Origin of the sequence: Paenibacillus castaneae (assembly GCF_002884445.1) — a bacterium.
Taxonomy (GTDB): Bacteria; Bacillota; Bacilli; order Paenibacillales; family Paenibacillaceae; genus Pristimantibacillus; species Pristimantibacillus castaneae.
Genome location: NZ_KZ614144.1, coordinates 770,687 through 795,256 on the forward strand (window position 1 = coordinate 770,687; position 24,570 = coordinate 795,256).

Here is a 24,570-nt window from a genome sequence, read left to right on the forward strand (position 1 = left end):
AAGGTTATTATGTTAAAGGTTGCGATTATTGGCGCGGGGGCCATCTGTACAGCACATATTGAATCTTATCTGCGCTTCCCTGAACGATGTGAAATTGTTGCGGTCTCTGATATTTATGCAGATAAGGCTCAGAGCCGCATCGATCAATATAAGCTGTCCAATGCGACAGTCGTCCAAGATTATAAAGAACTGCTGTCGCTCGATATCGATTTGGTATCCGTCTGCACGCCGCCCTATACGCATGCGCCAATCGCTGTGGATTTCCTAAAAGCCGGGAAGCATGTGCTGGTTGAGAAGCCGATGGCTTCCTCCTTGCAGGAGTGCGACGAGATGAATGAGGCGGCACGTCAAAGCGGTAAAATCTTGTCGATTGTCGCCCAGAACCGCTACAGAACACCGATGATGAAGCTCAAATCTGTGTTGGATAGTGGTCTTATGGGGCCGATTGTTCATGCTCAAGTAGATTCGTTCTGGTGGCGGGGACATTGCTATTACGATCTATGGTGGCGCGGAACATGGGAGAAGGAAGGCGGTGGATGCACGCTTAATCATGCGGTGCATCATATCGACGCGCTCCTATGGATGATGGGTCCGCCGACCGAGCTTCAAGCCTTCATGGCCAACACATCGCATGATAATGCTGAGGTCGAAGATCTATCCATTGCGATGCTTCGTTTCCAGCAGGGGGGACTTGGGCAAATTACAAGCTCTGTCGTTCATCATGGTGAGGAACAGCAGCTTATTTTCCAAGGAAAGCAGGCAAGAGTATCCGCACCTTGGAAGCTCAAGACGTCGAGTGCGAAAGCAAATGGCTTTCCTGAAGATAATGAGCAATTGGAGAAGCAGATTCAGCAGCTGTATGAAAGCTTGCCGGATGTAGAGCATGAAGGTCACGCTGGACAGATTGACAATATTCTTCATGCGATTGAAACGGGTTCACCTGTATTGATCGACGGGATAAGCGGCCGCAGTACGCTTGAACTTATCATGGGCATTTATAAATCAGCAAGCACAGGGGAAAAGGTGACGTTTCCGCTTGCAGTGGACGATCCATTCTATACACGTGAAGGCATTCAGGCAAATGCTATTCATTTCTATGAGAAAGGAACATCCGTCGAAAATTTTCAGGACATGGCGATTACAACGGGAAGCAGCTTGAAAGGGTGATGGCATTGCCACGTTTTTTTGGTTATGGGGATACAGTCAACGCAGAAACAACCGTAACGGATAATGCCAGAAGAATGGCTGCGACATTTGGCTCGCCTACTATTGGCGGCACAGATATAGATAGCATATGGAATGATGTACAAGCTGTTGTTCCAACCATAGTCTCTAAGGCAACAACAACTCAAGCAGCTTTCAAGACATTATGGGATGACAATGCTTTGTATATTCTGGCGGAGGTAACAGATGAGGTATTGAACAGTTCCAATTCTGCAACCTATCAACAGGATTCCGTAGAAGTGTTATTGGATGAGCGGAATGATAAAGCGCTGTCGTACCAAAGTGATGACCTGCATTATCGTGTCAATTACAACAATTTTCGTTCATCAGACAACGGTGATATTAATCGCTTTTATACGAACACGAGGATTACCGATACCGGATATATCGCTGAGATAAGAATAGCTCTAAATGAAAAATCGGAAAATGGTAAAATTATGGGCTTTGAATTGCAGGTTAATGAAGCGGATGCATCCGGTACACGAGTTTCTACCTTGAATGTATTCGATAAAACAGGAAATGCATATGCGAATCCGTCTCTGATGGGAGAAATTATTTTTACCAGCAAGGGGGACGGGGCTGCAACCGGCATTAATCACTACGATTTAACTAATTATTTGGAATATGTGGAATCGATCGATCAGAACGTTTATTTGAATGGTGACGTTCTGAATGCTCCAATCGCTGCAGCTAAAGTAGTGGATGTTAAAGCTGACGTCTCGCAAGTTGAGCTGGATGAAGCACATAATGGGCTTAAGTCCGCAGTCCAAGCATTAAGAAGAAGCGAAAAGTTCGCTGAACCAGGTACGCTGCCGAAAAATATGGGTTTGCCTGATCCGTTCACCTTTATGAATGGTTCAAGAGTTGCTACAAAGGCTGACTGGGAGAGGCGTGCCGAAGAATTGAAAGATATGTATCAGTTCTATATGTACGGATATATGCCGGATGCATCTAAGGAAGTCGTAGCCTATGAAAAAAACGAAGCGGGAATAAATATTAAAGTTGCGGTAAATGGCAAACAAGCGACCTTTCCGGTAAGTATAAGCATACCCCCAGCTAACAATGAGATAAAAGGGCCTTATCCGGTAATCGTTTCATTCGGTTCACTTTCGGGGGCTCAAGTAAACGAGGCTAATCAGCGCGGCTATGCGGTTGTAACGCTGCAAACGGCGTCCATTGCCTCCGATAGCTATGCAAGAACGGGAGCTTTTTTTGATCTCTATCCGTATTCCCAAGCAAAAAATGATGTTGGTGCACTAGTCGCATGGGCATGGGGAGCAGGGAAGGTTCTTGATGTTCTGTACATGAATGCCTATGATGCGATTAATCCCGATCAGGCCATCATAACGGGCTTCTCGCGTTGGGGTAAGGCTGCCTTAGTAACTGGAGCGCTGGATGATCGTTTCGCTATTACCAATCCACATGCTTCAGGCGCAGGCGGCGCCGCGTCTTTCCGTTTTAGCTTTGCAGGGAAGCAGTATGATTGGGGAACTGCTGAATCTCATGAAGGAATCGGGAATCTTCAAGGCAGTACGGAAGGACATTGGTTCAGCTCGGTTTTTGGTGGAATCACTGATGTATCTGCACTGCCATTCGATCAGCATGAGCTTGCAGCGCTGGTTGCACCCCGGGGATTACTCTTTACCGGCGGATACTCCGATTGGGGAACGAACCCTGAAGGCATGTTTGTATCTTACGTTGGAGCAAGCAAAGTATATGATTTCCTGAAGGCAAGCGGAGAGATCGGATTCGCTTTCCGTGCCGGATCCCATTCGAGAACGGATGAGGATATTAACAATCTATTGGACTTCTCTGATCTTCAGCTAAGGGGAATACAACAAGAAAAAGATTTTAAAAACAGCCTGTATGTTGTTTATGAAGCTTGAAGCAGCATCTTTCTTAATTAACATATACATTAAATTTATATTATAGGTTTTAAGTGGAGTACAAAACTGAATAATTCACATCTACAAGGCCGCAATGAATAATATTGCGGCCTTGCCATTTTTAAAGAGGAAATCACTTGTTTTACCGGCCCTCAAGATTAAGGTTAGGTCTAGGAAATGTGTTAACTGACATCGAAAACCGTGGTTTTAGTACATGTTAAGCACAGGATTAATGGTAATTTTCAGAGCAATCACGATGATGATAAATTAAACGTGTCAGAACACTAGCAGGACAAAACCTAGTTGACTGGAGGAGGGTAAATTCATTGCAGCTCACACCGAACACGAAGCCACTAACTAAAACGATATCGAGCAGCCCTGTTAAAACGTTTTTCAACAACTGGCAATTGTATATTTTGATTCTATTGCCCATGATCTACTTCATTACGTTTAAATACGTTCCTATGCTAGGGGTTGTCGTAGCATTCAAGGACTATAACGTATTTAAAGGGATATTTGACAGCCAATGGATCGGATTTGATGCGTTTCGTGAAATTTTCAGGATGGATGCATTCATTAAAGCAATCAGAAACACATTTGTATTAAATCTGCTGGATCTCGTTGTCGGCTTTCCAATTCCCATTATTTTGGCGCTCCTATTAAATGAGGTTCGAGTAAAGTGGTTCAAACGAAGCGCACAAACGCTCCTTTATTTGCCGCATTTCATCTCATGGGTCTTTATTGGGGGCATGGCCACTCAGCTTCTTGCGACAAACTCTGGAAGTGTGAATATTTTCTTGAATTCACTTGGATTTGAATCGATCCCCTTCTTAAGCGATAAGACGCATTGGGTCATGACTTACCTTGCAGCAGGATTCTGGAGAGAAGCAGGCTGGGGCACGATTCTTTATTTAGCCGCTTTAACTGGAATTAATAAAGAGCTTTACGAGGCGGCGGATGTAGATGGCGCGACAAGACTCCGAAAGATGTGGCATATAACACTGCCAGGAATAAAGCCAACCATTGTCATACTGCTAATTCTCAATGTCGGTCATATGGCCGCAATTGGCTTTGACAGACCCTTTCTATTAGGCAACCCGGGAGTCAGGGATGTATCCGAGGTTATTAGCACGTATGTATACACGGTCGGCATTCAATCAGCTCGTTATACGATTGCCACTGCGATCGGATTATTCCAAGCGATAATCGGACTGATTTTCTTGCTTTCGGCTGACTTTATTTCCAGAAAAGTCAATGATCAAGGCATATGGTAAGGAGGGCGAAAATGAATAGCGCTGCAAACACTAAAATAGTTGACGTCATCATTATGATAATCATTGGCATTACGAGTTTACTTTGCTTAGTGCCGATGATACATCTGCTAGCCTTATCGTTTAGCTCGAATGGAGCCATTATGGCGGGAAAAATAACCTTATTTCCTATTGGATTCAATTTGACTGCTTTTAAAGCCGTATTCTTGCACTCAGCCATGATCCGCTCCTTGATTTTCACTATTTTTCTAGTAGCCCTTTTTACGGCGATTGCTATGTTTATGACGGTCATAGCAGCCTACCCGCTCACAAAGCCGAGTCTAAAAGGAAGAAACTTCTTTCTTATTGTTATCGTACTCACGATGTTTTTCAGCGGAGGGCTGATTCCGGACTACCTATTAATGAGAGAATTGCATCTGCTTGATTCCATTTGGGTGCTTGTGCTGCCGGGATCAATCAGCGCATTTTACTTAATTATTCTGAAATCATTTTTCTCCTCGATTCCGCTTGAATTAGAGGAATCGTCACGTATGGATGGAGCAGGCCACTTTCGCATATTGTGGAGCATTATCTTACCGCTATCTCTGCCGTCTATAGCTACGCTAAGCTTATTTTATGCAGTAGGACGCTGGAATGGATTTCAAGATGCGTTGATTTATATTACGAGTCCGAACCTGTATCCTATTCAGCTTAAGCTGTATGCTCTCGTCATTAGCGGCCAAGCGAATGACATGTCAATCATGGAGGCACAGAATGCCGGAGCTCCGGTTCCACAAAGTCTAAAAGCCGCTTCCATTATGTTCGGAACTGTACCTATATTGCTTGTATATCCATTCATTCAGCGGTATTTCATATCGGGAGTCATGATTGGTGCGGTTAAAGGCTGATAGATCTCCTCGCCGGGCAAACCCGCAGGGGCTGTCTGAGAGGGTACTATAAAACAAAGCGAAAAAGGGAGTTGAACGAAGTTGAGAAAGAAGTCGCAGAAATGGTTAGTGATGACAGCAGCTATCATACTTGTTGTATCCATCATAGCGGGCTGCAGCGGTAAAGCGAATGATCCAGTGAACAGTCCGTCCACAAGCAATACGGGTTCCAATGAGAAGCCGGCTGACAAGCCGAAGGATGAGCCCAAGAAAGACCCTGTTACATTGAAAATTGAGCTTTTCGATCGTAATAACACACCTGCTGGCGGCGACCCGATTACAAACAACTTCTTCACGAAATACGTTCAAGAAAATTTCGGTGATCCGAACAACATTAAGATTGAATGGGTTACTGTACCTCGTTCTGAGGAGGTAGACAAGCTGAATGTGCTTATGGCAGCGAACCAAGCGCCGGATTTGGTCTTTACATATGACACATCAACGGTAGAACGTTATGTTAGAGACGGTGGACTGACTGAGCTGGGACCTTATATTGATCAATTCGGAGAAAATCTGAAAAAAGTATTGAACGAAGACGTGCTCAGCTATGGCGTTTTCCAAGACAAGCAATATTCCATTGTAGCTAAACGCGTCATCAGTGCGCAAGTATCGACATTTATTCGTCAGGATTGGCTCGATGAATTAAGTTTGCCTGTTCCAACTACAACGGATGAATTCTATGATACATTAGTTGCCTTCAAAAAGGCTAAACCCAAAGCAATCGCATACGGCGGACAAACAGACTTCTTCCATATGAGTGCGCTAAGATATTCCTTCTGGGAATGGGACAAAATATCCGATGAAGACTTATTTGCAAACCCTGATTGGGTAATGCCCGGCAACAAGAATGCATTCCAATTTCTCAACAAGCTGTACAATGAAGGTTTAATCGATAAGGATTTCCCGCTGGGCATAGGGAAAGATACGAACCAGTTCCAGAAAAACATGGTGAACAGTCTAATTGGTGCTGGATCGACGAATACGAACGAGCCTGTCTACATGGGCTATTTAGCAGAATTAATGACGAATGATGCCAATGCTAAGATAACGTTGATCGACCCATTCAAGGATTCACGCGGCAAAACACCAAAGCCTTCCTATACGCCGAATGGTATTTATATAATCGTTCCGAAAACGAGCCAACGTGCGGAAGAAGTTGTGAAATATTTAGATTGGATGTCAAAGCCTGAGAATATCGTCAGAATGCAGAACGGTACGGAAGGTGAAACTTTCGAATACGTAGATGGCATTCCGAAGACGCTTGATAATGACGCTGCCAAAAACCTGCTGTTCAACTACTTTGACTATTGCATTATTCTAAACGGCAAATATGTCAGCAACGATGATAATCTGTTGAATATCGCAGCTAATGCCTCAGATCCGATCTACAAGGACTTCACCATTGCAAGTATCGATACGGGAAGCAAGGACGGAGTTGTTAAACCGCGCGTTCTGGCTCCGATAGAATCGGAAATAAAGCTTGCAACAACGTTGAAGAAGAAATCGGAAGAAGATATGTTCGTAAAAATAATTACAGCCAAACCAGAGAAATTTGATGCAGTCTATGAGGCGGAAGTCAAAGATTATATGAAAATTGGCGGCCAAGAAGTAATGGATGAGAAGAAAGCAAAGTACCAAGCTCAGTACAAATAAAATACTGCGAGTATAAGAAATTAGACTCATCATAAATAGGAAGGGGCAAGGTCATAGACCTGCACCTTCCTATTTTTTGTTCCATTACTGCTAGCCTAAGGAAGTAAGCTTACACCAGCTTAGGAGCTTCGAAAATTCACGGAATATCCATATGCAGTAGCTCTTTCGAGTCATGCATTTCCCCTTGCATTTGGGGGAAAATAATAAGTAAATGAGAGGTTTAAGAAAAGTGAGGAATGAGATATGAAACAAGAAGTAGATAAGAAAATATCGTTTTATTTATTCATTGCTTGGGCGGCGGCTGTTCTTGCTACAGCAGGCAGCTTATATATGAGCGAGGTAATGAAGTTTGCACCCTGCAGTCTATGTTGGTTCCAGCGCATATTTATGTACCCGCTTGCCATTATACTCGGAATAGCTTACTCGAAGGAGGATACAGGTATCGTCTCCTATGCACTGCCACTAGTTGTGATTGGAGGACTAATCTCGCTTTATCATACCGTGCTGCAGAAGCTTCCGCATGACTCTAAGCTTGCTGCCTGCGGTCCTGTCTCCTGTCAAGGCGATTATTTGAACTGGTTTGGCTTTATTACGATTCCGATGCTGGCCCTTGTGGCTTTTATCATTATTGCTGCAGCGCTTCTTCGCCTCAGAAAACTGGATCGATGCTCTTAATGCGGTATATTATTAAAAAAACTCATGAAATAGTAATAATTGACATAAGTTAAAAGTGATTGTATAATACCGAGTAAATAGGTTGGTTTTAGCGAGATTCTATTCAAAGGGGACTATACGATGGCTATTCAAACTTTCAAAGCGACTGCACATTTGCAAGATGGTGTTCAAGTCAAAACAAAATCTAGAAATTTTGAGTTGACAATCGATGAGCCGAAGAGCTTGGGCGGCACAGATACGGGGATGAACCCGGTCGAGGCGCTGCTTGCCTCATTAGGCGCCTGCCAGTCTATTGTTGCTAGAGTTTATGCTCAAAAGTTTGATGTGAAGCTTGATGATTTCAGTGTCGATGTAGAAGGGGACATTGATCTTGATGGCTTTTTTGACAAGTCAGATGTCCGTCCAGGATATTCGGATATTAGATATACATTCCGAATCACAACAGATTCGCCTAAAGAGAAGGTTGAGAAGTTTGTTCGATTTTTGGAGAGCAAATGCCCAGTAGGCGACTCCATTGCAAATCCGGTAAATCTTACATTAAACAGTATCATTATTGAGAATTAAATGATTACTGAACTAATCTTAAGCATACAGCCATATTCTTGACGAAAATTACATATGATCAGCAATTGAAAGCTCCCTACAACAGACGGCGTTTTCTTCGAGAGAAGAGGATGAGATGGTCAGGAATGGGGAGTTTTTTTTGGGTGCTTCGACCTGTATGCAGAAGAGTTCATCACAAGGAGGCTAATAAATTGATAACAAAAATGGGTAATAAAATAGGTGAGGGCGGCTGCTCCGAAATTTTTGAATGGGAAAATGCTAATCAAATTATCAAATTAGCAAGAGATAATACAGACTATCACGCGATGAAACAAGAGTATGATAACAGCCGAATGGCATGGGAGAATGGTCTATCTGTCCCTCAACCCATTGCGCTTGTAGACATGGAGGGCCGGCCGGGAATCGTTTTTGAACGTATTTATGGAGAGACGATGATGGAACGCTTTGTTAAGAAAGCAATGGAACGAGGAGATGAAGAAGAAGCTTCTACTGAGCACGGTGAATACAACGATATACGATTAACGGCGCAGGTATTAAGTGAAATCCATAATAAGCCGGGCCTTCGTATGCCTTCACAAAGAGAGGCTATAAAAAATTCCATTAACAGTGTTGATTATTTGAGCAAGGATGAAAAAGCAGCTGTTATCTCCCTATTGGAAGATTTGCCTGTAAAAAATCAACTCTGTCATGGAGATCCCAATCCGAGAAATATGCTTCTACGAAATGGCAAAGCTGTTGTCATTGATTGGATGAATGCTTCCATAGGCAATCCAGAAGCCGATCTAGCGGAATATATTATCATGTTTAGATATGCTATCTTGCCAGATTATTACCCAAAGGAAATAACGAGTCATTTGGATTCCAATAGAGAGGCTATTATTAATGCGTTTGTCGAAGAATATACCCGTTTAGCAGGAATCACTTCGAATGAAATAGATGCTTGGATTGCCCCAATTGCTGCTCGTAAATTAAGCGCTGATGGCATATCAGAAGAAGAAAAAATCTTACTTATTCATGAAATTAGAAGAAGGCTTCAGGAACAAAAAGATTGAGTTCATCTGGAAATAAGATGTCTGAGGGCAAAAATCGGCTTTATTGTTAACTGTAAAACCTCCCTCTAATTCGCTTAATTCTACTCGCGCACCTGACTTATATAAAATTCCTACATCTAATTTAGCTGTATTCAATGAAGTGGCAGAATTTTATATAAATCTATGAGAACAAAGGAGGAGACTATGGAGGAAAAAATCGATGAGCTCATTCGTCATTATTTTAAAGATCATCCCAGCTATGAAATGGAACCCGTTCCATTCGGCCTCACCAATCTTACCAAATTGATTAGAATCAATGAGGAAAAATATATAGCACGTATTTATAATCCGCATACCAAAAGTGAGCAGAGCATTAGGCTGGAATCAAACATAACTTCGTTTTTAAGTCAGATGAATCTTTCATTCAAAGTACCTGTATTTTTGCAAACGTTAACTGGTGAAGAGTACATCGAATTCGCTGATGGGACGTTTGGGGCTTTGATTGCTTTTCTTGAGGGTAGTGTTCCTGAATTGACAACGTTGCAGCATGCTGCTGACTTTGGCAGAGTTGTGGGAGAAATTTCTGCTGCTTTGGACCAATATAATACGGATCGGCTTGAGTACCGTGGAATATCTTTTTTGGATATTTATGCACTTCACCCCCTTGCTAGTGTGGAGAATGTAAAGTCTTTTATGGAACAGCCGCCTTTTCATATTCCGGAAGCAAATCTGAAGTTTTATCGAGAAATGATATTGTTAGTGAACCAATCTATTAATCAGCTAAAGGAACTGCCTTTTCAACTGGTTCATCATGATTTATTGATCTTCAACTTATTAGCCAAGGATAACCAAATTGGAGCCGTGCTGGACTTTGATTTCACTTCGATAGACGTTAGCTTCATGGAGCTCGCTATTAGCCTTAATCATGTTCTGCAAATGGCTGATGGCAATCTAGTGATGACGGAAGCATTCATAAAAGGGTATGGAGCCTATCGCAAGGGCTCATCACAAGAAATAAAACAGCTTCAGCTTTTAACGCAGGTTTATCACCTGGCCATTCTGCATATTTATATTGGTCAACATTATGCAGGAGGGCAAGAAGTCGAGCAAAACTTCAATTATATTCTCAATCAATTCTTCGATAGAAATGAATGGCTGAATCAGAATCAATCAACTATGCAGCAGCTGCTTGAATCATACATTCTTTAGTTATACAGATGGTTTTTTTTTGAGCAAGGGGGAAGCAGGATGTGGTTTAAGGAGCCGAAGTATGCTTGGTTTATTGTAAGTTTTTTATGGTTATTTGGGTTTCTTGGTTCAATTGGGAGAATAATTGTTCAATATTACCAAGGCCCTATAACACAAGAACTTGATATTTCGAGAGGGTTTTTGGGTTATGCGTGGTCTGCCAGTATATTGATCGGCTCCTTCTGTGCTCCATTTGGCGGTTGGTTAACGGATAAGTATGGCTACAAAATGACCATGATAATGGGAAGTGTTTTGGGGGTTATTTCAGCAGCTGTCATTTTGGTTTTTCAGCATCCTGCGGGGTATTTTATCGGATTTGGTATTCTAGGCGGTTTGGCAGGCATAGGGGCAAGTACAAGTTATGTGATCGTGACCGAATGGTTTCAGCATCACAGAGCTAAGGCGTTGATGATCATCAGCAGTGCAGGCTCCATAGGTTTGGCTGCGCTCACCCCTGTATTTGTTCGGAACGAATCTTGGCTTACATGGATGACAGCTTACAAGATTTCTATCGCTGTAGGAATATGTTTTATTATGCTTACTTCTTTCATTGTTAAAAACGGCGGAACTCCGAGCAAAAAGACGGTTGAAGATAGCCTTCTTAAGGAAGAGAATTTAAATCAAACCAAGCCTAGACAAGGCCTAAAATTAATAAATGCTATAAAAGCTTTTCCGAGCTATCTTCGCAATCCTGTTTTAGTGGTAGTTATATTTGCCTTATTCACCTGCGGCTTTAGTATGGGGACAGTTGAAATGCATCTTATGGCGATTCAGCAAACAGCACATGTTTCTCATACGATGTTTATTGCATCGCTAAGTATTTTAGGGATTTTGGAGCTTGTAGGCGGATTTGTATTTGCAGTGCTTCTCGACAAAATGCCGCGTGCGATTGCGCTGGGCTGTTTGTATTTAATTAGAACGGTCGCTTTTTCTATATTGTTTGCTTCTCTTTATTTATCTCCTGTATTATTTACATTGATTTTTGGCGCTACTTATCTTGGAGCTATTCCAGGAGGCATTCTTCTTGCCGGCGAAAGTATCAAAACAAAATCAATCGGCCTTCAAACCGGTATATTATTGTTTTTCCATCAATTAGGCGGGGTGGCTGCTGCTATAACAGGCGGTTTGAATTATGATCTATTCCATAACTATCAAGCACTTATTGCAATCAATATTGCGTTAAGCTTGGTAAGCGGCATAGGGTATATTGTTGTACATAAATATGCTGCTGTTGTGCGGAATCGCAATATGCACGCGTAGATCATAATAGGGAGCCTCCTTGGCAAGGAGGCTCCCTATTTGCTGTGCTCACTTTTGGGGATTGGGAGGCATCTCAGTCGGTGGAGAGGGTTGAATTTCCGGCGGAATATCCGGCTGAATCTCCGGAGCAGGTGTAGGGATAACCTCAGGAACAGTAGGATTTGGTATAATCTCGGGTGCATCAGGCGGAACAATTTCAGGTTCACGCGCAGGAATGCGGCTCGGAATCTCATCAGGCTTGTTCTCGTTGAATGTCATCGTAATCCTCTCCTTTGGCTATAGATATATAAACTATTACCCAAATAGGCAGCTTTCTAACATGTGATGGAATGACAAGGGGAGTGCAACTGGAGAAATTAATAACATTACATAACAAATCCAATGATTTTGCGGTCCGCAAAAGATACATCGGGAAATACGAGTGGTAGTTTCGTTATCTTTTAAATTAGTATAAAAATGTAATGATTATATATATTTCAAGATTGGATGTACATTTAACATAGTCGAGTTAATTGATAAAGGAATTTCAATTAGAAGATGTGATGCGAAAGAGATGGGAACAAAAATAACAAAAATATGTTTTAATTTACAATATATGCATGATAGTATGAGCATAACGAATAACAAGTTATCTCATAAGAGCAAGATTAGCTGATTATTGTAAAAGGAGCTGCGTAATACATATGATGCAGAAAAGCTTTAGGGTGTTATCATTACCTCTCCTACTGATTCTATTGCTGACTACTTCTTGTCAAAATAACATCATTCCCGTAGGAATCAATGAGAAGGAGAATCTTCAGGGAACACTAAGGATCGGATTATACAGCGGCAATACGTGGAGAAACAAGTCTTATGAAGTAGGCAGCAGGGGATACTACCAAATACAAGAGAAAATGAAAGAATTCATAAAGCAGAATTGGGATGGTGCATTTGCACAAGTAATAGATAAAGCTAGATTGAATGGTGAAGCGTATCTGCTGCCGGTTAGAAGTGATCCCCTCGTGGTCTACTATAACCAAGCATTGCTAGATAGTCAGGCTATTCAAGCTCCGCAAGAGGGGTGGACCTGGGAAAGCTATGCACAAATGGCGGATATGCTTAACAAGGCGAATATCCCAGTTGGCATACCGTTTGATCCCAATTCAATCGAGCCGGTCGTACAAAGCTTCGGAGGAGTCATGTCCTCTCCTGATAATGGCAAGGCAGTCGGCTACTTAGACAGTGATGCGACTACAGTCGCATTCAGTCGATATCTGAAACTGATGCCTAAGCTTACGGGCATGCTGATTCAGCCAAAGCAGCAGCCAGGACTCGGTTTTGCCCGAGCTTCCTATTTGGTTGGCTTGCTAGGCGACCAACAGTCGGATTACCGCCTTGCTCCGATGCCTGTTTCCGAAGATGGGACAAAGCACAATAACAGCTTGCTTACGGGTCTCGCTATCTCGAAAGACTCAGAAAACAAAGAGCTCGCATGGAAGCTGCTTCAGTTCATTGCAGGTGATTCCAACGATACCGCTATGTCCTTCATCGCGGATAATACGCTGCGGATGCAGGAGGCATCTCCAGCAATCGAGCAATCGAAGTGGCAGGAGCTGGTGGAGCTTGTGAAACGAGAAGCGACGAATGCCGTACCAGCTGCTTATGATATGGTCGTAGGTCTGTCAGGCTCCTATGGAAATGGACAATTTCCTATTCGTTCACCAGAGCAATTGGAAAGCATTCGCGAAGGCGGAGCAAAGCAACTGCTAGAAGAATGGGCGAGAGATATTGATGCAGGGATTTCAGTCATTTACAAAAAGTAGAAACCATCAACTTTATCCGTAATACCGACAACTGCTCTCGAATGCTATGTTCTGGAGCACTTGCCTGTTGGAACAATAACGGCCTGTTCACTTTTCGCAGAGGAGGGGTTGTGAATGAGAAATAGAAAACGGAACACTTTTTTAATAGTGATCCTGATAATGTTGATCCTATTGTCAGCATGTCAGAAACAGTCCATCGGGATCGAAGATAAAAAGTTATCCGGCACGATACGAATTGCTCTTAGCAGCGGGACGAAGGGGGGCGGCTGGCCTGCCCACACTTTAGGTGAATCTGATAATGGACCTATTTATGATAAAATCAGGGCATTTGTGAAAGATCATCCTAATGTGAATGTGGAGATCATCGGCATTGATTTCGTAACGAATCAGCCATCCACGATACCGCAAGATCCTTTCCCAGATATTATTGAGCTGGCACCAAATCAAATTCGCTGGATCGCTCAAGGAGAATTAGAAAATTTAGATGGTCTGGCGCAAGTATCGAACTGGACTGAGGCGTATACGAAGTTAGTCGAGAAGACGCAGGTTGATGGAAGCACATGGGCACTTCCAGTCAGAAGCGACCCAATGATTGTTTATTATGATAGCTCCGTATTCCAACAGCTTAACCTAGTCGCCCCAAGCGATGGATGGACATGGAATGACTTTTTATCCGTGTCTATGAGTCTGGCTAATAGTGGTTATAGTACGGATATTCCGGATCAGTTTGATGCTGTTGAGCACATTATTGGAGGGCTAGGCGGAAGCTATGTTTCAAAGGATGGGAAGCAATTTCATGGATATCTGGACAGCGAAGCAACTATAAAAGCTTTTGAACAATATGTTGCTTCAATACGTACCCAATATGTGAATAAGAAAGCGAAAAGCGCACAGACAGCACTCGGCATGAGCAGAGCTTCAGATCTATATCCATTATTTAAGCAAGGGGATGTGATTAAGCTCGCACCGATGCCTGTGTTTCCGGATGGTCAGAAGTATAATACGATGCTAACGACAGGACTGGCGTTATCGAGTGCCTCGAAGAACAAAGAAGCGGCGACAGAATTGCTGAAAGCGATTGTGGGAGGGAATGAGGAGGATGCCGTACGGTTTGCTAATTATAATGCATTAGTTATTAATGATCCTCGCTATTATACGAAGGCTCCTGCACAGTTCGAGGAGCTGCTGTGGTATATGGGGCTTGAAACAGCAGTAGCGATACCATCCACCTTTCAGATGAATTCGGATACTCGCAACCACTACGGTGTTTTAAATCTTCATTCGCAGCAATTTGCGGAAGCTTACCCCAATGTATTCATTGAGGGAAAGGAAAAGCAGACATTGGAACAGTTGGCCGCATTCATTGATTCACTTTTTCCTACACTCAAAGGCAAATGGTAGCTGGAAGGAATGCTTTGTTTAATAATAGGATAGGAGATTCATTGTGAAAAATTCACCTCGTATTCTTATTGCGGTAATGCTTATACTTAATTCGAAAGCCCAGACTTATCCGTTACGGAAGAGTCTGGGCTTCATTTGTCCTATTGTGCAATCGGACTGGAACCTAGTTTCAATTTATGGTCTGTAGGAAGGAACGCCGCCAGCAATCCGATCAAAGGCAAATAGGCACAGAGCTGAATGACAAATGAAATGCTAGTTGCATCCGCTATATTTCCTAATACGACAGAGCCAATTCCGCCAAGACCAAAGGCAAGACCGAAGAATAACCCCGATACTGTCCCTACCTTCCCTGGCAGCAGCTCCTGAGCGTAGACAATAATAACTGAAAATCCGGATAAGAGGATGAATCCAATGAGAACGCAGAGCACCCCCGACCAGAACAAATTGGCATAAGGAAGAAGCAGTGAGAACGGAGCTGTTCCAAGGATCGAGAACCAAATCATATTTCTTCTTCCAAAACGATCCGCCATTGGACCGCCTAAGAAGGTTCCCACAGCACCTGCAGCCAGCAAGGAGAAAATAAATACTTGTGCATATCCAGTCGATAGTTGAAAATGCTCGATTAAATAAAACGCATAGAAGCCGGTCATGCTTGCCACATAAACAAATTTTGAGAACAGTAGCAGGATTAAAATAACCATAGCATAAGCAATTATCTTTTTTGGCAAATTGCTTTTTGTTATAACCGATCTTCGTTGAGTCGATTGACGGCTAATATAATTGCGATACCATTTGGCTACAAAAACTTGTACGACGATAGCTGCCATCGCTGCAAAAGTAAACCATATAATGCCGGATTGACCGAACGGTACAAATATAAGTGCCGTAAACACAGGAGCTAATGCCTGGCCTATATTCCCCCCCGTTTGAAAAATCGATTGTGCCAGCCCTCTGCGTGGTCCTGCTGCTAAATAGGCGACACGTGACGCTTCCGGATGGAGAACGGAGGAGCCAAGTCCAATGAAAACGACCGATAAGATGACGAGTCCAAAGCTATTTGCTCCAGCTAATATAAACATGCCAATTAAAGAGAAAACAACCCCTACAGGAAGCAGAAATGGCTTGGGCTTCGAATCGGTATATAGACCAATAAGCGGTTGAAACAACGAAGCAGTTACATTTAACGTAAACGCGATCCAACCGATTTGTGAGAAACTCAGCTTCAACGACTCATGAAGAATGGGAAAAATAGCCGGTATAACAGACTGGATGGAATCGTTTAATAGATGGACGAGGCTGATGGAAAATAAAATGGAGAAAACCGTTGTTTGTTGTGAACGTGTAATAGCTGCTGAAGTATTCATACATACACCCTTTCATCATATCATCAGATGTTTAATTTCAATAAGAAATAGCGATTATTCCTTATTAAGAAATTGCTTGAGCTCAGCAACGGTACTATCCAAGTTTTGCATAGTCCAATGCGCGGCTGCAGAACCATCACCCGCTTTAATTGCCTCGTATAAGCTTTCGTGAAACAATGTATTCGGATCATGATCGCTATGAACAATGGTCAACTTTTGGGATGCATCGAGCAGTACCGAAGAAAACGTTCGGTATAAATCAATGATAACCGCATTTTTGCTTGCGACCGCGATCGATAGATGGAAAGCGATGTCAGCATTCAGGTACCCCTGCGTATCTCCTTTCTCCAGTGCAAGAGAACGGGTCGCTAAATGATTATGCATCTGATCTAAATCGTCCTGATCACGACGTTCCGCTGCCAATTTGGCAATTTCCAGCTCCAGCATTTTTCTAGCTTCATACACCTCCAGAATCTCAGCTCTACGCAGCCTATGATCGAGAGGCTCTTGAATAACGGAATTGGATGTCAAAAAAGTGCCAAAGCCTTGTTTCTTTTCCAATAGGCCTGCATGAACAAGTACTCTTACAGCCTCGCGAATGGTTGAACGACCAACGCCGAATTGTTCCATTAGCTCGGGCTCAGTAGGAATTTTCTCACCATGCTGCATTTCACCGCTAGATATTTTCTTTTGCAGTTGAATGACCACATCATCTACGAGCTTGGAACGATTTATCGTTTGAAAGGATATTTTTGAATTCATCTGATCATCTCCTGTTGAGAAATAATAGCATATCTTCCATCTAACAATCAATCCATTTTTAATAAGTTTTGATGTACTAATTGATAAGTTTAAGAAGCAGCCTTCTCACCTAATTGTTTGGGCTGTTGCTCCTTTTGTCTTTTTTGTTGTGTGCAGCGAAAGAGAAGAGGAAAAACATTATAATATGTGGAATTTATTGGTGTGATGATTGCGAATAACGAAAGAAAGAGGAGGCATGCAAGTGACAATTGTAGAGCAGAATCATAAGATTGAAATCACAGAACTAGGGGAGCTTCTCATGATTGGGTTGCCCGTCAACGTATCATTTAAGAATGGTGATTTCAGCAAGATTGAGCAGACGAAAGAAGAGTTTAAACGGCGGTTATCGGAAATTCCGAACGCGGTTAATCCTGTTGAATATTACGCTCCGTGGTATAGCAGTGAAGTCATGTTCACCTACCTGTACTGTTTGCAAGTGAGCAGCTTGGAGTTTATTCCAGAAGGCATGATTGGTTTAACTATTCCCGCACATCAATATGTATTAGTATCCTATGATGGGGTTCGTCCATTTGAACCGGACCCGTATGAGGTAATCCACCGCTACTCAGACGAGCATGGCTTGAAGAAAAATGAGCCTGCTATGATTTTGGAAAAGTATTTATTTGAGAACGATGATAGGGAAGGCAAAATAGTAATTGATGTATATGCGCCGATTCAGTGAGTAATGAGCTTGTGCCTTATCTAAAATATATTTTGCCAAAAGGATCGCTCGCAATGAGAGCGATTCTTTTTTGTGTGCGTCCGTATATGTGTAATGAAAGCTCACAATATCCATTTTCATAAATACGCTTCCAATTTTAGTTATATACAAAATTACCCAATGATAGCGGAACCAAAAAAGGTTGAAAAATGTTCAACCTTATTTTATGGAGGGTTTTCTCCTACAATAGGAATATATTCACGAAATTCGAAACCTAGACGGGAGGAAACATCACATGAGAATCATCTACTTAGATATCGACTCGCTTCGTCCAGACCATATGAGCTGCTATGGGTATAATCGTCCAACTACACCTAATATTGATAAAATTGCATCAGAGGGTATGGTTTTCAACAGCTGCTATACAGCATCTTCTCCATGCGTTCCTTCGAGAGCGAGCTTCATGTCCGGCCGCTTCGGTATCAATCACGGAGCACTTACTCATTGGGGCCCTGGAGGCGAGTTCTATTACCCGGAGGGTGATGGTCATAGTGAGGAAGTTCCTTTCTTTACAAGACATATTCGCAAAGCTGGCTACAAAACGGTCACGTTCTCCTCGTTTGGAGATCGCCATCATGCATGGTGGTATTTCGCAGGCTGGAGCGAAGTGCATACGCATTCACTTAAGGAAGGCAATGAAAATGCAGATGAAGTCAACGCATCGGTTATTCCATGGCTGAAGCAGCATGGCAAAGAGGAGGACTATTTCCTGCATATCCAATATTGGGATCCGCATTCCTTCTATACGTATCCTATTGAATATATGGAGCGATGGAAGGACTCGCCAGTTAAAGCGTTCCCGGATGAAGCGACGATTGCGGCACAGCAGACGGACAGTTTCCCGCGGTCAGCTAAATTCCTGCACTGGGGAGATAAGTACCCAGCAACTATGCCGGGCCAAATTGCAAACCGTGCGGATTATAAGCATGTTATCGACGGCTATGACGGCGGTGTTAACTACATGGATAAATATGTGGGCGAGCTGCTCGAAACACTTCGCGAGCTTGGAATAGAAGATGAAGTATGCTTCGTTATTAGTGCGGATCATGCGGAATCGATGGGTGAGCAAGGTATTTATATTGAGCATGCAAGCGCTACGGAAGCCGTACATCACATCCCACTGATCGTGAAGGTACCAGGCATTACGGAGCCGGGAACAAAAGTAGATGGCTTCGTATACAACGTTGACGTAATTGCAACGATTACTGACATGCTGGGTTTGGAGGTTCCATCAGGCTGGGACGGCAAATCATTCCTGCCCGCACTCAAGGGGGAGCATTGGCAAGGGCGAGATTATTTGGTCATGGATCATGCGCTCTATGTATGCCAGCGTGCTGTGCGTGATGAGAAGTGGTATTTCATCCGCACCTATCACCAGGGCTTGTATTTGAATTTCGAACCAGTCACTTTGTATGATATGGAGAATGATCCGAATCAGCTTCGCAATGTAGCTGGCGAATATCCGGATATTGTGAAGGAAATGGATCATCGTTTATTGGAATGGATGCAGGAGCAATCGAGCAAGCCGGGTTATAAAGTGGATCCGATGCAGAAAGTTATTGAGACAGGGCCTTGGAAATATTTAAGTGCAGATGATTGGATTCGTAAGCTTGAGCGTAATGGCGCGAAGGAAGAAGCGAACGTAATACGCAATAAATATAAATCGGAAGCGCTGCAGCCGGCTTACGACGGTTAATCTAAGAAAACAGCAACTCAGAAGGAGATTCATATTATGAAAAAAATCCCAAACTGGCTACTGACCGTCATTTCCATCATTGTAGGCTTAGGCGTATGGTATCTGTTATCATCGATTCCTTCCATTGGAGCCATTCTCACGACGCCTGGAAAAGTATTAAGCAGCTTCTTCAAAGAAGTTTCTAGCGGCCGGATGTGGTCTAATGTTTCCACTAGCTTGCTTCGAGTGCTTGGCGGCTTCTCTCTAGGCTTACTGTTTGCGATACCCGTTGCCTTCGCAATGGCATGGTACTCGCTCGTCCGCGCAATCTTTGATCCTTGGATTCAGTTTTTCCGGACGATTCCGCCGATTGCTTTAATTCCGCTCGTAATCGTATCGCAGGGCGTCGGTGAATCAGCTAAAATTTCCGTTATTTTTGTAGCCACTTTTCTTGTTATGGTTATCTCGATCTTCCAAGGGGTACGCAACGTAGACCCTACGTTAATCCGTGCAGCAAGAGTACTTGGCGCTAAGGATAAAGATATTTTCTTAGAGGTTATCGTGCCCGCATCCTTCCCCTATATTCTTGTCGGCATTCGGCTTGGTCTTGCGGCAGCGTGGACAACCCTCGTTGCGGCTGAGCTTACTGGCGCCAACAAAGGTCTCGGCAATATGATTATGGAAGCAAGCTTATACTTCCGAATGGATGTCGTTATTCTTGGTATCGTAGTTATTGGTATTATTGGCCTTGCAATGGATAAATTTGTATTGTTTCTGGAGAGGAGACTAACAGGATGGCAGGAAATACGTCAAAGCTAATGAACAACGTCATCAATCCGCAGCATTCGAAAGAACAAATTAAGATCGAGATTAAAGGTCTGAACAAGGTGTACAAAACTCGCACTGGTGAGACCATTGCGCTTCAAAATACAGATTTAACGATCAAAAATAACGAGTTTGTTTGTGTCGTAGGGCCAAGCGGCTGCGGAAAAACAACGCTGCTGAACATTATTGGCGGGCTAGAGGAATCAACCTCTGGCTCAATAAAGGTCGAAGGAGTTGAAGTGAAGGGCCCAGGCAAGGAACGCGGCGTCGTCTTCCAGCAATATGCGCTCTTCCCTTGGAAAACCGTACTCAAAAACGTGGAATTCGGACTGAAGCTGCGCGGCTTAAGCAAACAAGAACGCCAAGCCAAGGCCGAGCATTACTTGGACCTGGTTGGCCTTAAGGACTTTGCTCATGCATACCCAAAAGAGCTTTCAGGAGGAATGAAGCAGCGTGTAGCGATCGCTAGAGCTTATGCGGTAGAGCCTGAAGTATTGCTAATGGATGAGCCATTTGGCGCATTGGATGCTCAGACGCGAGCGCAGCTTCAAGAAGAGCTCCTTAAGACATGGCAGAAAGAAAAGAAAACGTGCTTCTTTATTACTCATGATGTGGAAGAGGCGGTTATATTAGCCCAGCGTGTTATCATAATGAGCGCTCGCCCTGGCCGAATTAAGGAAATTATTGAGGTAGATATCCCGTACCCGAGAGATCAGTCAACGAAGCTTGATGAGCGATTCATTGAGATAAAAAACGAAATTTGGTCTAAAGTTTATCGCGAGTATCTTGAAGTATCCAAATAATCGGGTTTAACCTAGCGGAAGCTTGGGCCACATATATGATAGGGAGGTCTTTATCTATGATTAACAGCTTCAGATTAATGCCAAAACGTTCGATGGCAGCCGTTTTACTCAGCATGACTCTTCTACTCAGCGCTTGTGGGGCGGGAGGTAACAAGAATGGGGATGGCTCTGTAGTCAAGAACCCTGAGGAAAATAAAACAGAAGTGAAAGCCGAGAAAATTAACTTCGCTTATATGCCCAATATGGGCGGAGCCGCACCGATCGCGATCGGAGAAGAAAAAGGCTTTTTTGAAGAAGCGGGAATTAAGCTGAATGCGGTAAAATTTCTGAGCGGACCTCCTGAGTTCCAAGCTATGGCATCAGGCGATATCGATATTGCCTATATCGGACCAGGAGCAACCTTCCTGTCTGCCCAAGGACAAGGCAATATTATTGGGCTAGTCAGCCTTGGCAAAAGCGACATGGTATTTGCAACGAAGAAATCCGGCATAAAAGAGTGGAAGGATCTAAAAGGAAAAACGGTTGGTGTTCCTAAGGGAACATCTGGTGAAATGGTGCTTAACCTCGGTATTGAAAGTGCTGGCCTGAAGCCTAGCGATGTAAATATTATCAACATGGATGTTGCTGGAGCAGTTACAGCTTATGTAGCCAATAAAGTGGATGCGGTTGCAATCTGGTCTCCATACACGACAGAAATTGAGAAACAAGTCGGTAAAGAGAATATGATAAAGCTTGGTGACAACAGCAGCTTCTATCCCGAATACAGCTTCCCAGCCAGCTGGGTTGTTAGCCCGAAATTTCTGAAGGAAAAACCGGAATTGGTTGAAAGATTTATGAAGGCTATGGCCAAAGTGACAGATTATAAGATCAATAACATTGATGAAACTGTTAAATTGACTGCAGCATACACACAAGTTCCAGAAGATAGCTTGAAGCAAGAGCTGGATTCCATTGATTGGATTGATAATGCGAAGATGGCTGAAGTATTTAGCGATGGAACGGCAGTTAAATGGTTTGATAATTTACAGAAGCTGTTCGTAGCGAACGAAAAGCTGGATAAAGCGGTTCCTTCCGAACAATTCTTGAGTACAGAACCAGCTATGAAAGCGGCAAAAGAATAAAAGATCCCATAGAAAAAGAAGTTGTCCAGAGGGTGTTATGCACTCAGACAGCTTCTTTTTGTTTGTGTTATTAAGATCCCCCGCCAAGCCGGTTTTGAATAAAAGAGGTTACATTGAGCTCTCGCAGCAGAGCAGTAACCTCTTTTGTCCGCTTCTTGTCGAATTTTTTCAGAATCATATTGATTTGTGTCTTTATGGTAGAGAGCTCCACTTGGCGCTCCTTCGCAATTTGAGGAATTTTCATATCCTTAAGCAATAAATTAAGGATGGCCAGCTCTGATGGAGTCATTTGAGACAGCAGCAGTGTTGCGGCCATAAGTGCTTCTTGATTGCGTCTTATCCGTGAAAATTCGTTTTTAATTTTATAGGCAACTTCAGGCCGAACCGAAACCACTCCCGAATGCGCGGAACGAATGCTTTGAACGATGGCTTCGCTTGAGCTTGTTTTCAACACATAATCAACCGCACCCGTATCGAATGCACTGAATATCGTTTCCTCATCCTCATGCACGGTCAGGAATACAATTCGTGTATCGGGATGCTTCTCCAGCACCTTCTGCGCGGTCATAATGCCATCATGCTTAACATCCATTTCAATATCCATAAGGATGATGTCCGGAGCTCCGAGCTCGGCAACTAGTGCAAGAACCTCCTTGCCGCTTGCCGCTCGTCCAATAATGGACATATCCTTCTCCTGGCTGATCAATTTGCAGAAATGATCTCTTAATACGTCCATATCCTCTGCTACAATGATGCGAATGAGCTCCGTGATGTCCCTCACCTTTTCTTGATATCTGTATTTAATTCATATAATGGAATAATAAGCTGAAACGAACTGCCAACCTCCGGTTTGCTTTCTACATGAATTCGCCCGTAATGGGCTAAAATGATGTGTTTCACATACGATAAGCCGACGCCCCAGTTTTTGGTCGTATTCTTATTCGTAACGAAAGGATCGAATACTTCATCGAGCATATGCGCAGGGATGCCGGGCCCGTTATCCATAATTTTAATAATGACCCAGTGATCCTCTGTATAAACTAATACGTGAATTAATCCGCCATATTCGGAATCGATCGCTTCTATGGCATTAATAAGCAAATTATAGATCGCTTCCGACATAGGGATGAAGTCAGCTAATATCATGGTTGACGGATCAGGTAATGCTGTTTTGATTTCAACATGCTTCTGTAAAGGTTTAATGCGGTCTAACGAATGATCGATTATGTTATGAATCAATTGCGGCTTAAGCTGTATCTGATTAGTCTTGAATGATTTATACAGCTGGTCGAGTCTCCCAAGCGTGGAATGAACAATTTCGTCTGCTTTTGCAAGCGGTGCTCCAATAGATTGGGTTTCAGTGCTGCCGGATGCCTCTAGAGCTTCTGTTGCTTGTCTCACTAGAAGTTGAAGCATAATGAGCTGATTCTTAACGGCGTGGGTAAACACCTGTGCGCCCATGTTGGCGGTATCCAGCTTTCGTTTAAGCAGGAGATCGTCCTTACCCATCTTTAATTCAATTTCCGTATAACGCCACACGGCATAAATGCTGACGATCGACAACACACCTGTAAGCCCTATGCTTAAATACCAACCAGATAGCGTTAGCGGCGGATTGAAGTTAGAAAAGTCGGAGTAGAGCACATAGAAGGTTCGAATATCAAACACTTGAAGCGGTCCCATGAACCCAAGATAGAAATAAAATAAAGCAAGTGAAAGTACGCCAAGTATAATAAATCCGCTTTGTCGTTTCGCCCAAGGAATGGTCACGGTTCGATATTTCCATATCATTAAAGATACAGCAATCAAAGCCGAAAGGACGAGCCAGCCGCGAGTGATCCAGCCAATAATGAAGGTATGGTCGCGATCCATTATAGTAAGCGCTCTCTTATAAATAACAGGATCGTAGAAAATGAGATTGGCAAGTGCTGGAATAAAGCTAAGCATGTGAATTTTCCAGTTTCGCCAGAAGGGGCGATAGGACATCAAGGACACAGAGAGTCCAACTAAGCTGAAAATAAACAAAGATCGGCCAATCGTAATAATACGGCTAATGCCTTCAATTTTAATCGGTAAATTCAATAGCATATTGCGAATCGCATCATTAAAAAATAAAACAATATTTACTCTGTAATAAAATCCGCCGTATTTCGCAATAAATAGGATAAGGCCGAACATACTTAAAAACCAGCCAACAAGAACAAAACCCATCCAATAGGCAGAAGGATTTCGTGCTTTCATAATAAATAACGTGACCGCCGCTATGATGAGTATAATGAGCAATATTGTCATGGGGTCTCCTCGTTTGATCGATATAAC

Annotated in this window: 22 protein-coding genes; 17 read left to right on the forward strand and 5 right to left on the reverse strand. The window is 43.1% G+C overall.

The features are described from left to right. Positions 1-9: 9 nt before the first annotated feature. The 10 genes from CEF13_RS03285 (at position 10) to CEF13_RS03330 (ending at position 11,738) form a co-directional block, all read left to right on the forward strand. Positions 10-1,167: a Gfo/Idh/MocA family protein gene (locus tag CEF13_RS03285; protein WP_102709402.1), complete on the forward strand. Its 1,158-nt coding sequence runs from the start codon at positions 10-12 to the stop codon at positions 1,165-1,167. After that, positions 1,167-3,110: a glucuronyl esterase domain-containing protein gene (locus CEF13_RS03290; RefSeq protein WP_102709403.1), complete on the forward strand. Its 1,944-nt coding sequence runs from the start codon at positions 1,167-1,169 to the stop codon at positions 3,108-3,110. Before CEF13_RS03285 ends, CEF13_RS03290 begins: the two co-directional genes overlap by 1 nt. A 431-nt stretch (positions 3,111-3,541) precedes the next feature. Next, positions 3,542-4,384 carry an ABC transporter permease gene (locus CEF13_RS03295; RefSeq protein WP_102716186.1) on the forward strand — a complete coding sequence of 281 codons (843 nt, stop codon included), beginning with the start codon at positions 3,542-3,544 and terminating at the stop codon, positions 4,382-4,384. 11 nt (positions 4,385-4,395) lie between these two features. After that, positions 4,396-5,268 carry a carbohydrate ABC transporter permease gene (locus tag CEF13_RS03300; RefSeq protein WP_102709404.1) on the forward strand — a complete coding sequence of 291 codons (873 nt, stop codon included), beginning with the start codon at positions 4,396-4,398 and terminating at the stop codon, positions 5,266-5,268. 81 nt (positions 5,269-5,349) lie between these two features. Beyond that, positions 5,350-6,960, forward strand: a complete 1,611-nt coding sequence (locus CEF13_RS03305) for an extracellular solute-binding protein (protein ID WP_341806336.1) — start codon at positions 5,350-5,352, stop codon at positions 6,958-6,960. A 243-nt stretch (positions 6,961-7,203) separates the two neighbouring features. After that, entirely contained in the window at positions 7,204-7,635 is a 432-nt protein-coding gene (locus CEF13_RS03310) for a disulfide oxidoreductase (protein WP_102709405.1), read from the forward strand. 120 nt (positions 7,636-7,755) lie between these two features. After that, positions 7,756-8,199: an OsmC family protein gene (locus CEF13_RS03315; protein ID WP_102709406.1), complete on the forward strand. Its 444-nt coding sequence runs from the start codon at positions 7,756-7,758 to the stop codon at positions 8,197-8,199. Between the two features lie 191 nt (positions 8,200-8,390). Continuing rightward, complete coding sequence (locus CEF13_RS03320) at positions 8,391-9,251, forward strand: phosphotransferase (RefSeq protein ID WP_102709407.1); 861 nt, start codon at positions 8,391-8,393, stop codon at positions 9,249-9,251. Positions 9,252-9,434: 183 nt separating this feature from the next. Continuing rightward, entirely contained in the window at positions 9,435-10,439 is a 1,005-nt protein-coding gene (locus CEF13_RS03325) for a phosphotransferase (protein WP_166742845.1), read from the forward strand. A 39-nt stretch (positions 10,440-10,478) separates the two neighbouring features. Next, positions 10,479-11,738, forward strand: a complete 1,260-nt coding sequence (locus CEF13_RS03330) for an MFS transporter (protein WP_102709409.1) — start codon at positions 10,479-10,481, stop codon at positions 11,736-11,738. 48 nt (positions 11,739-11,786) lie between these two features. Here CEF13_RS03330 and CEF13_RS03335 read toward each other — a convergent pair whose 3' ends face one another. Further along, positions 11,787-11,996 (reverse strand): hypothetical protein, encoded by a 210-nt coding sequence (locus tag CEF13_RS03335; protein WP_102709410.1) that lies wholly within the window; start codon positions 11,994-11,996, stop codon positions 11,787-11,789. Between the two features lie 425 nt (positions 11,997-12,421). Between CEF13_RS03335 and CEF13_RS03340 the strand changes: the two genes are divergently transcribed. Next, the gene (locus CEF13_RS03340) at positions 12,422-13,540 is read left to right on the forward strand and encodes an extracellular solute-binding protein (RefSeq protein WP_102709411.1); all 1,119 of its coding nucleotides are present in this window, start codon (positions 12,422-12,424) and stop codon (positions 13,538-13,540) included. Positions 13,541-13,654: 114 nt separating this feature from the next. After that, positions 13,655-14,941 (forward strand): ABC transporter substrate-binding protein, encoded by a 1,287-nt coding sequence (locus tag CEF13_RS03345; protein WP_102709412.1) that lies wholly within the window; start codon positions 13,655-13,657, stop codon positions 14,939-14,941. A 140-nt stretch (positions 14,942-15,081) separates the two neighbouring features. Here CEF13_RS03345 and CEF13_RS03350 read toward each other — a convergent pair whose 3' ends face one another. Together CEF13_RS03350 and CEF13_RS03355 are read right to left on the reverse strand one after the other, a co-directional pair. Beyond that, positions 15,082-16,305, reverse strand: a complete 1,224-nt coding sequence (locus CEF13_RS03350; RefSeq protein ID WP_102709413.1) for an MFS transporter — start codon at positions 16,303-16,305, stop codon at positions 15,082-15,084. A 54-nt stretch (positions 16,306-16,359) separates the two neighbouring features. Then, entirely contained in the window at positions 16,360-17,067 is a 708-nt protein-coding gene (locus CEF13_RS03355; protein WP_102709414.1) for a FadR/GntR family transcriptional regulator, read from the reverse strand. 241 nt (positions 17,068-17,308) lie between these two features. Here CEF13_RS03355 and CEF13_RS03360 point away from each other — a divergent pair, with 241 nt between their 5' ends. From CEF13_RS03360 to CEF13_RS03380, 5 genes are all read left to right on the forward strand, one after another. After that, entirely contained in the window at positions 17,309-17,788 is a 480-nt protein-coding gene (locus CEF13_RS03360; RefSeq protein WP_166742846.1) for a GyrI-like domain-containing protein, read from the forward strand. Between the two features lie 274 nt (positions 17,789-18,062). Beyond that, complete coding sequence (locus CEF13_RS03365; protein ID WP_102709416.1) at positions 18,063-19,523, forward strand: sulfatase family protein; 1,461 nt, start codon at positions 18,063-18,065, stop codon at positions 19,521-19,523. Positions 19,524-19,559: 36 nt separating this feature from the next. Then, on the forward strand, positions 19,560-20,321 hold the full coding sequence (locus tag CEF13_RS03370) for an ABC transporter permease (protein ID WP_102709417.1): 762 nt from the start codon (positions 19,560-19,562) through the stop codon (positions 20,319-20,321). Continuing rightward, positions 20,297-21,130: an ABC transporter ATP-binding protein gene (locus CEF13_RS03375; RefSeq protein ID WP_243864631.1), complete on the forward strand. Its 834-nt coding sequence runs from the start codon at positions 20,297-20,299 to the stop codon at positions 21,128-21,130. Before CEF13_RS03370 ends, CEF13_RS03375 begins: the two co-directional genes overlap by 25 nt. Positions 21,131-21,186: 56 nt before the next feature. Beyond that, the gene (locus CEF13_RS03380; protein ID WP_166742847.1) at positions 21,187-22,251 is read left to right on the forward strand and encodes an aliphatic sulfonate ABC transporter substrate-binding protein; all 1,065 of its coding nucleotides are present in this window, start codon (positions 21,187-21,189) and stop codon (positions 22,249-22,251) included. A 70-nt stretch (positions 22,252-22,321) separates the two neighbouring features. Here CEF13_RS03380 and CEF13_RS03385 read toward each other — a convergent pair whose 3' ends face one another. Both CEF13_RS03385 and CEF13_RS03390 read right to left on the reverse strand, forming a co-directional pair. Then, complete coding sequence (locus tag CEF13_RS03385; RefSeq protein ID WP_102709419.1) at positions 22,322-23,032, reverse strand: response regulator transcription factor; 711 nt, start codon at positions 23,030-23,032, stop codon at positions 22,322-22,324. Next, complete coding sequence (locus tag CEF13_RS03390) at positions 23,029-24,543, reverse strand: sensor histidine kinase (protein ID WP_102709420.1); 1,515 nt, start codon at positions 24,541-24,543, stop codon at positions 23,029-23,031. The genes CEF13_RS03385 and CEF13_RS03390 overlap by 4 nt, the downstream gene beginning before the upstream one ends. Positions 24,544-24,570 lie beyond the last annotated feature (27 nt).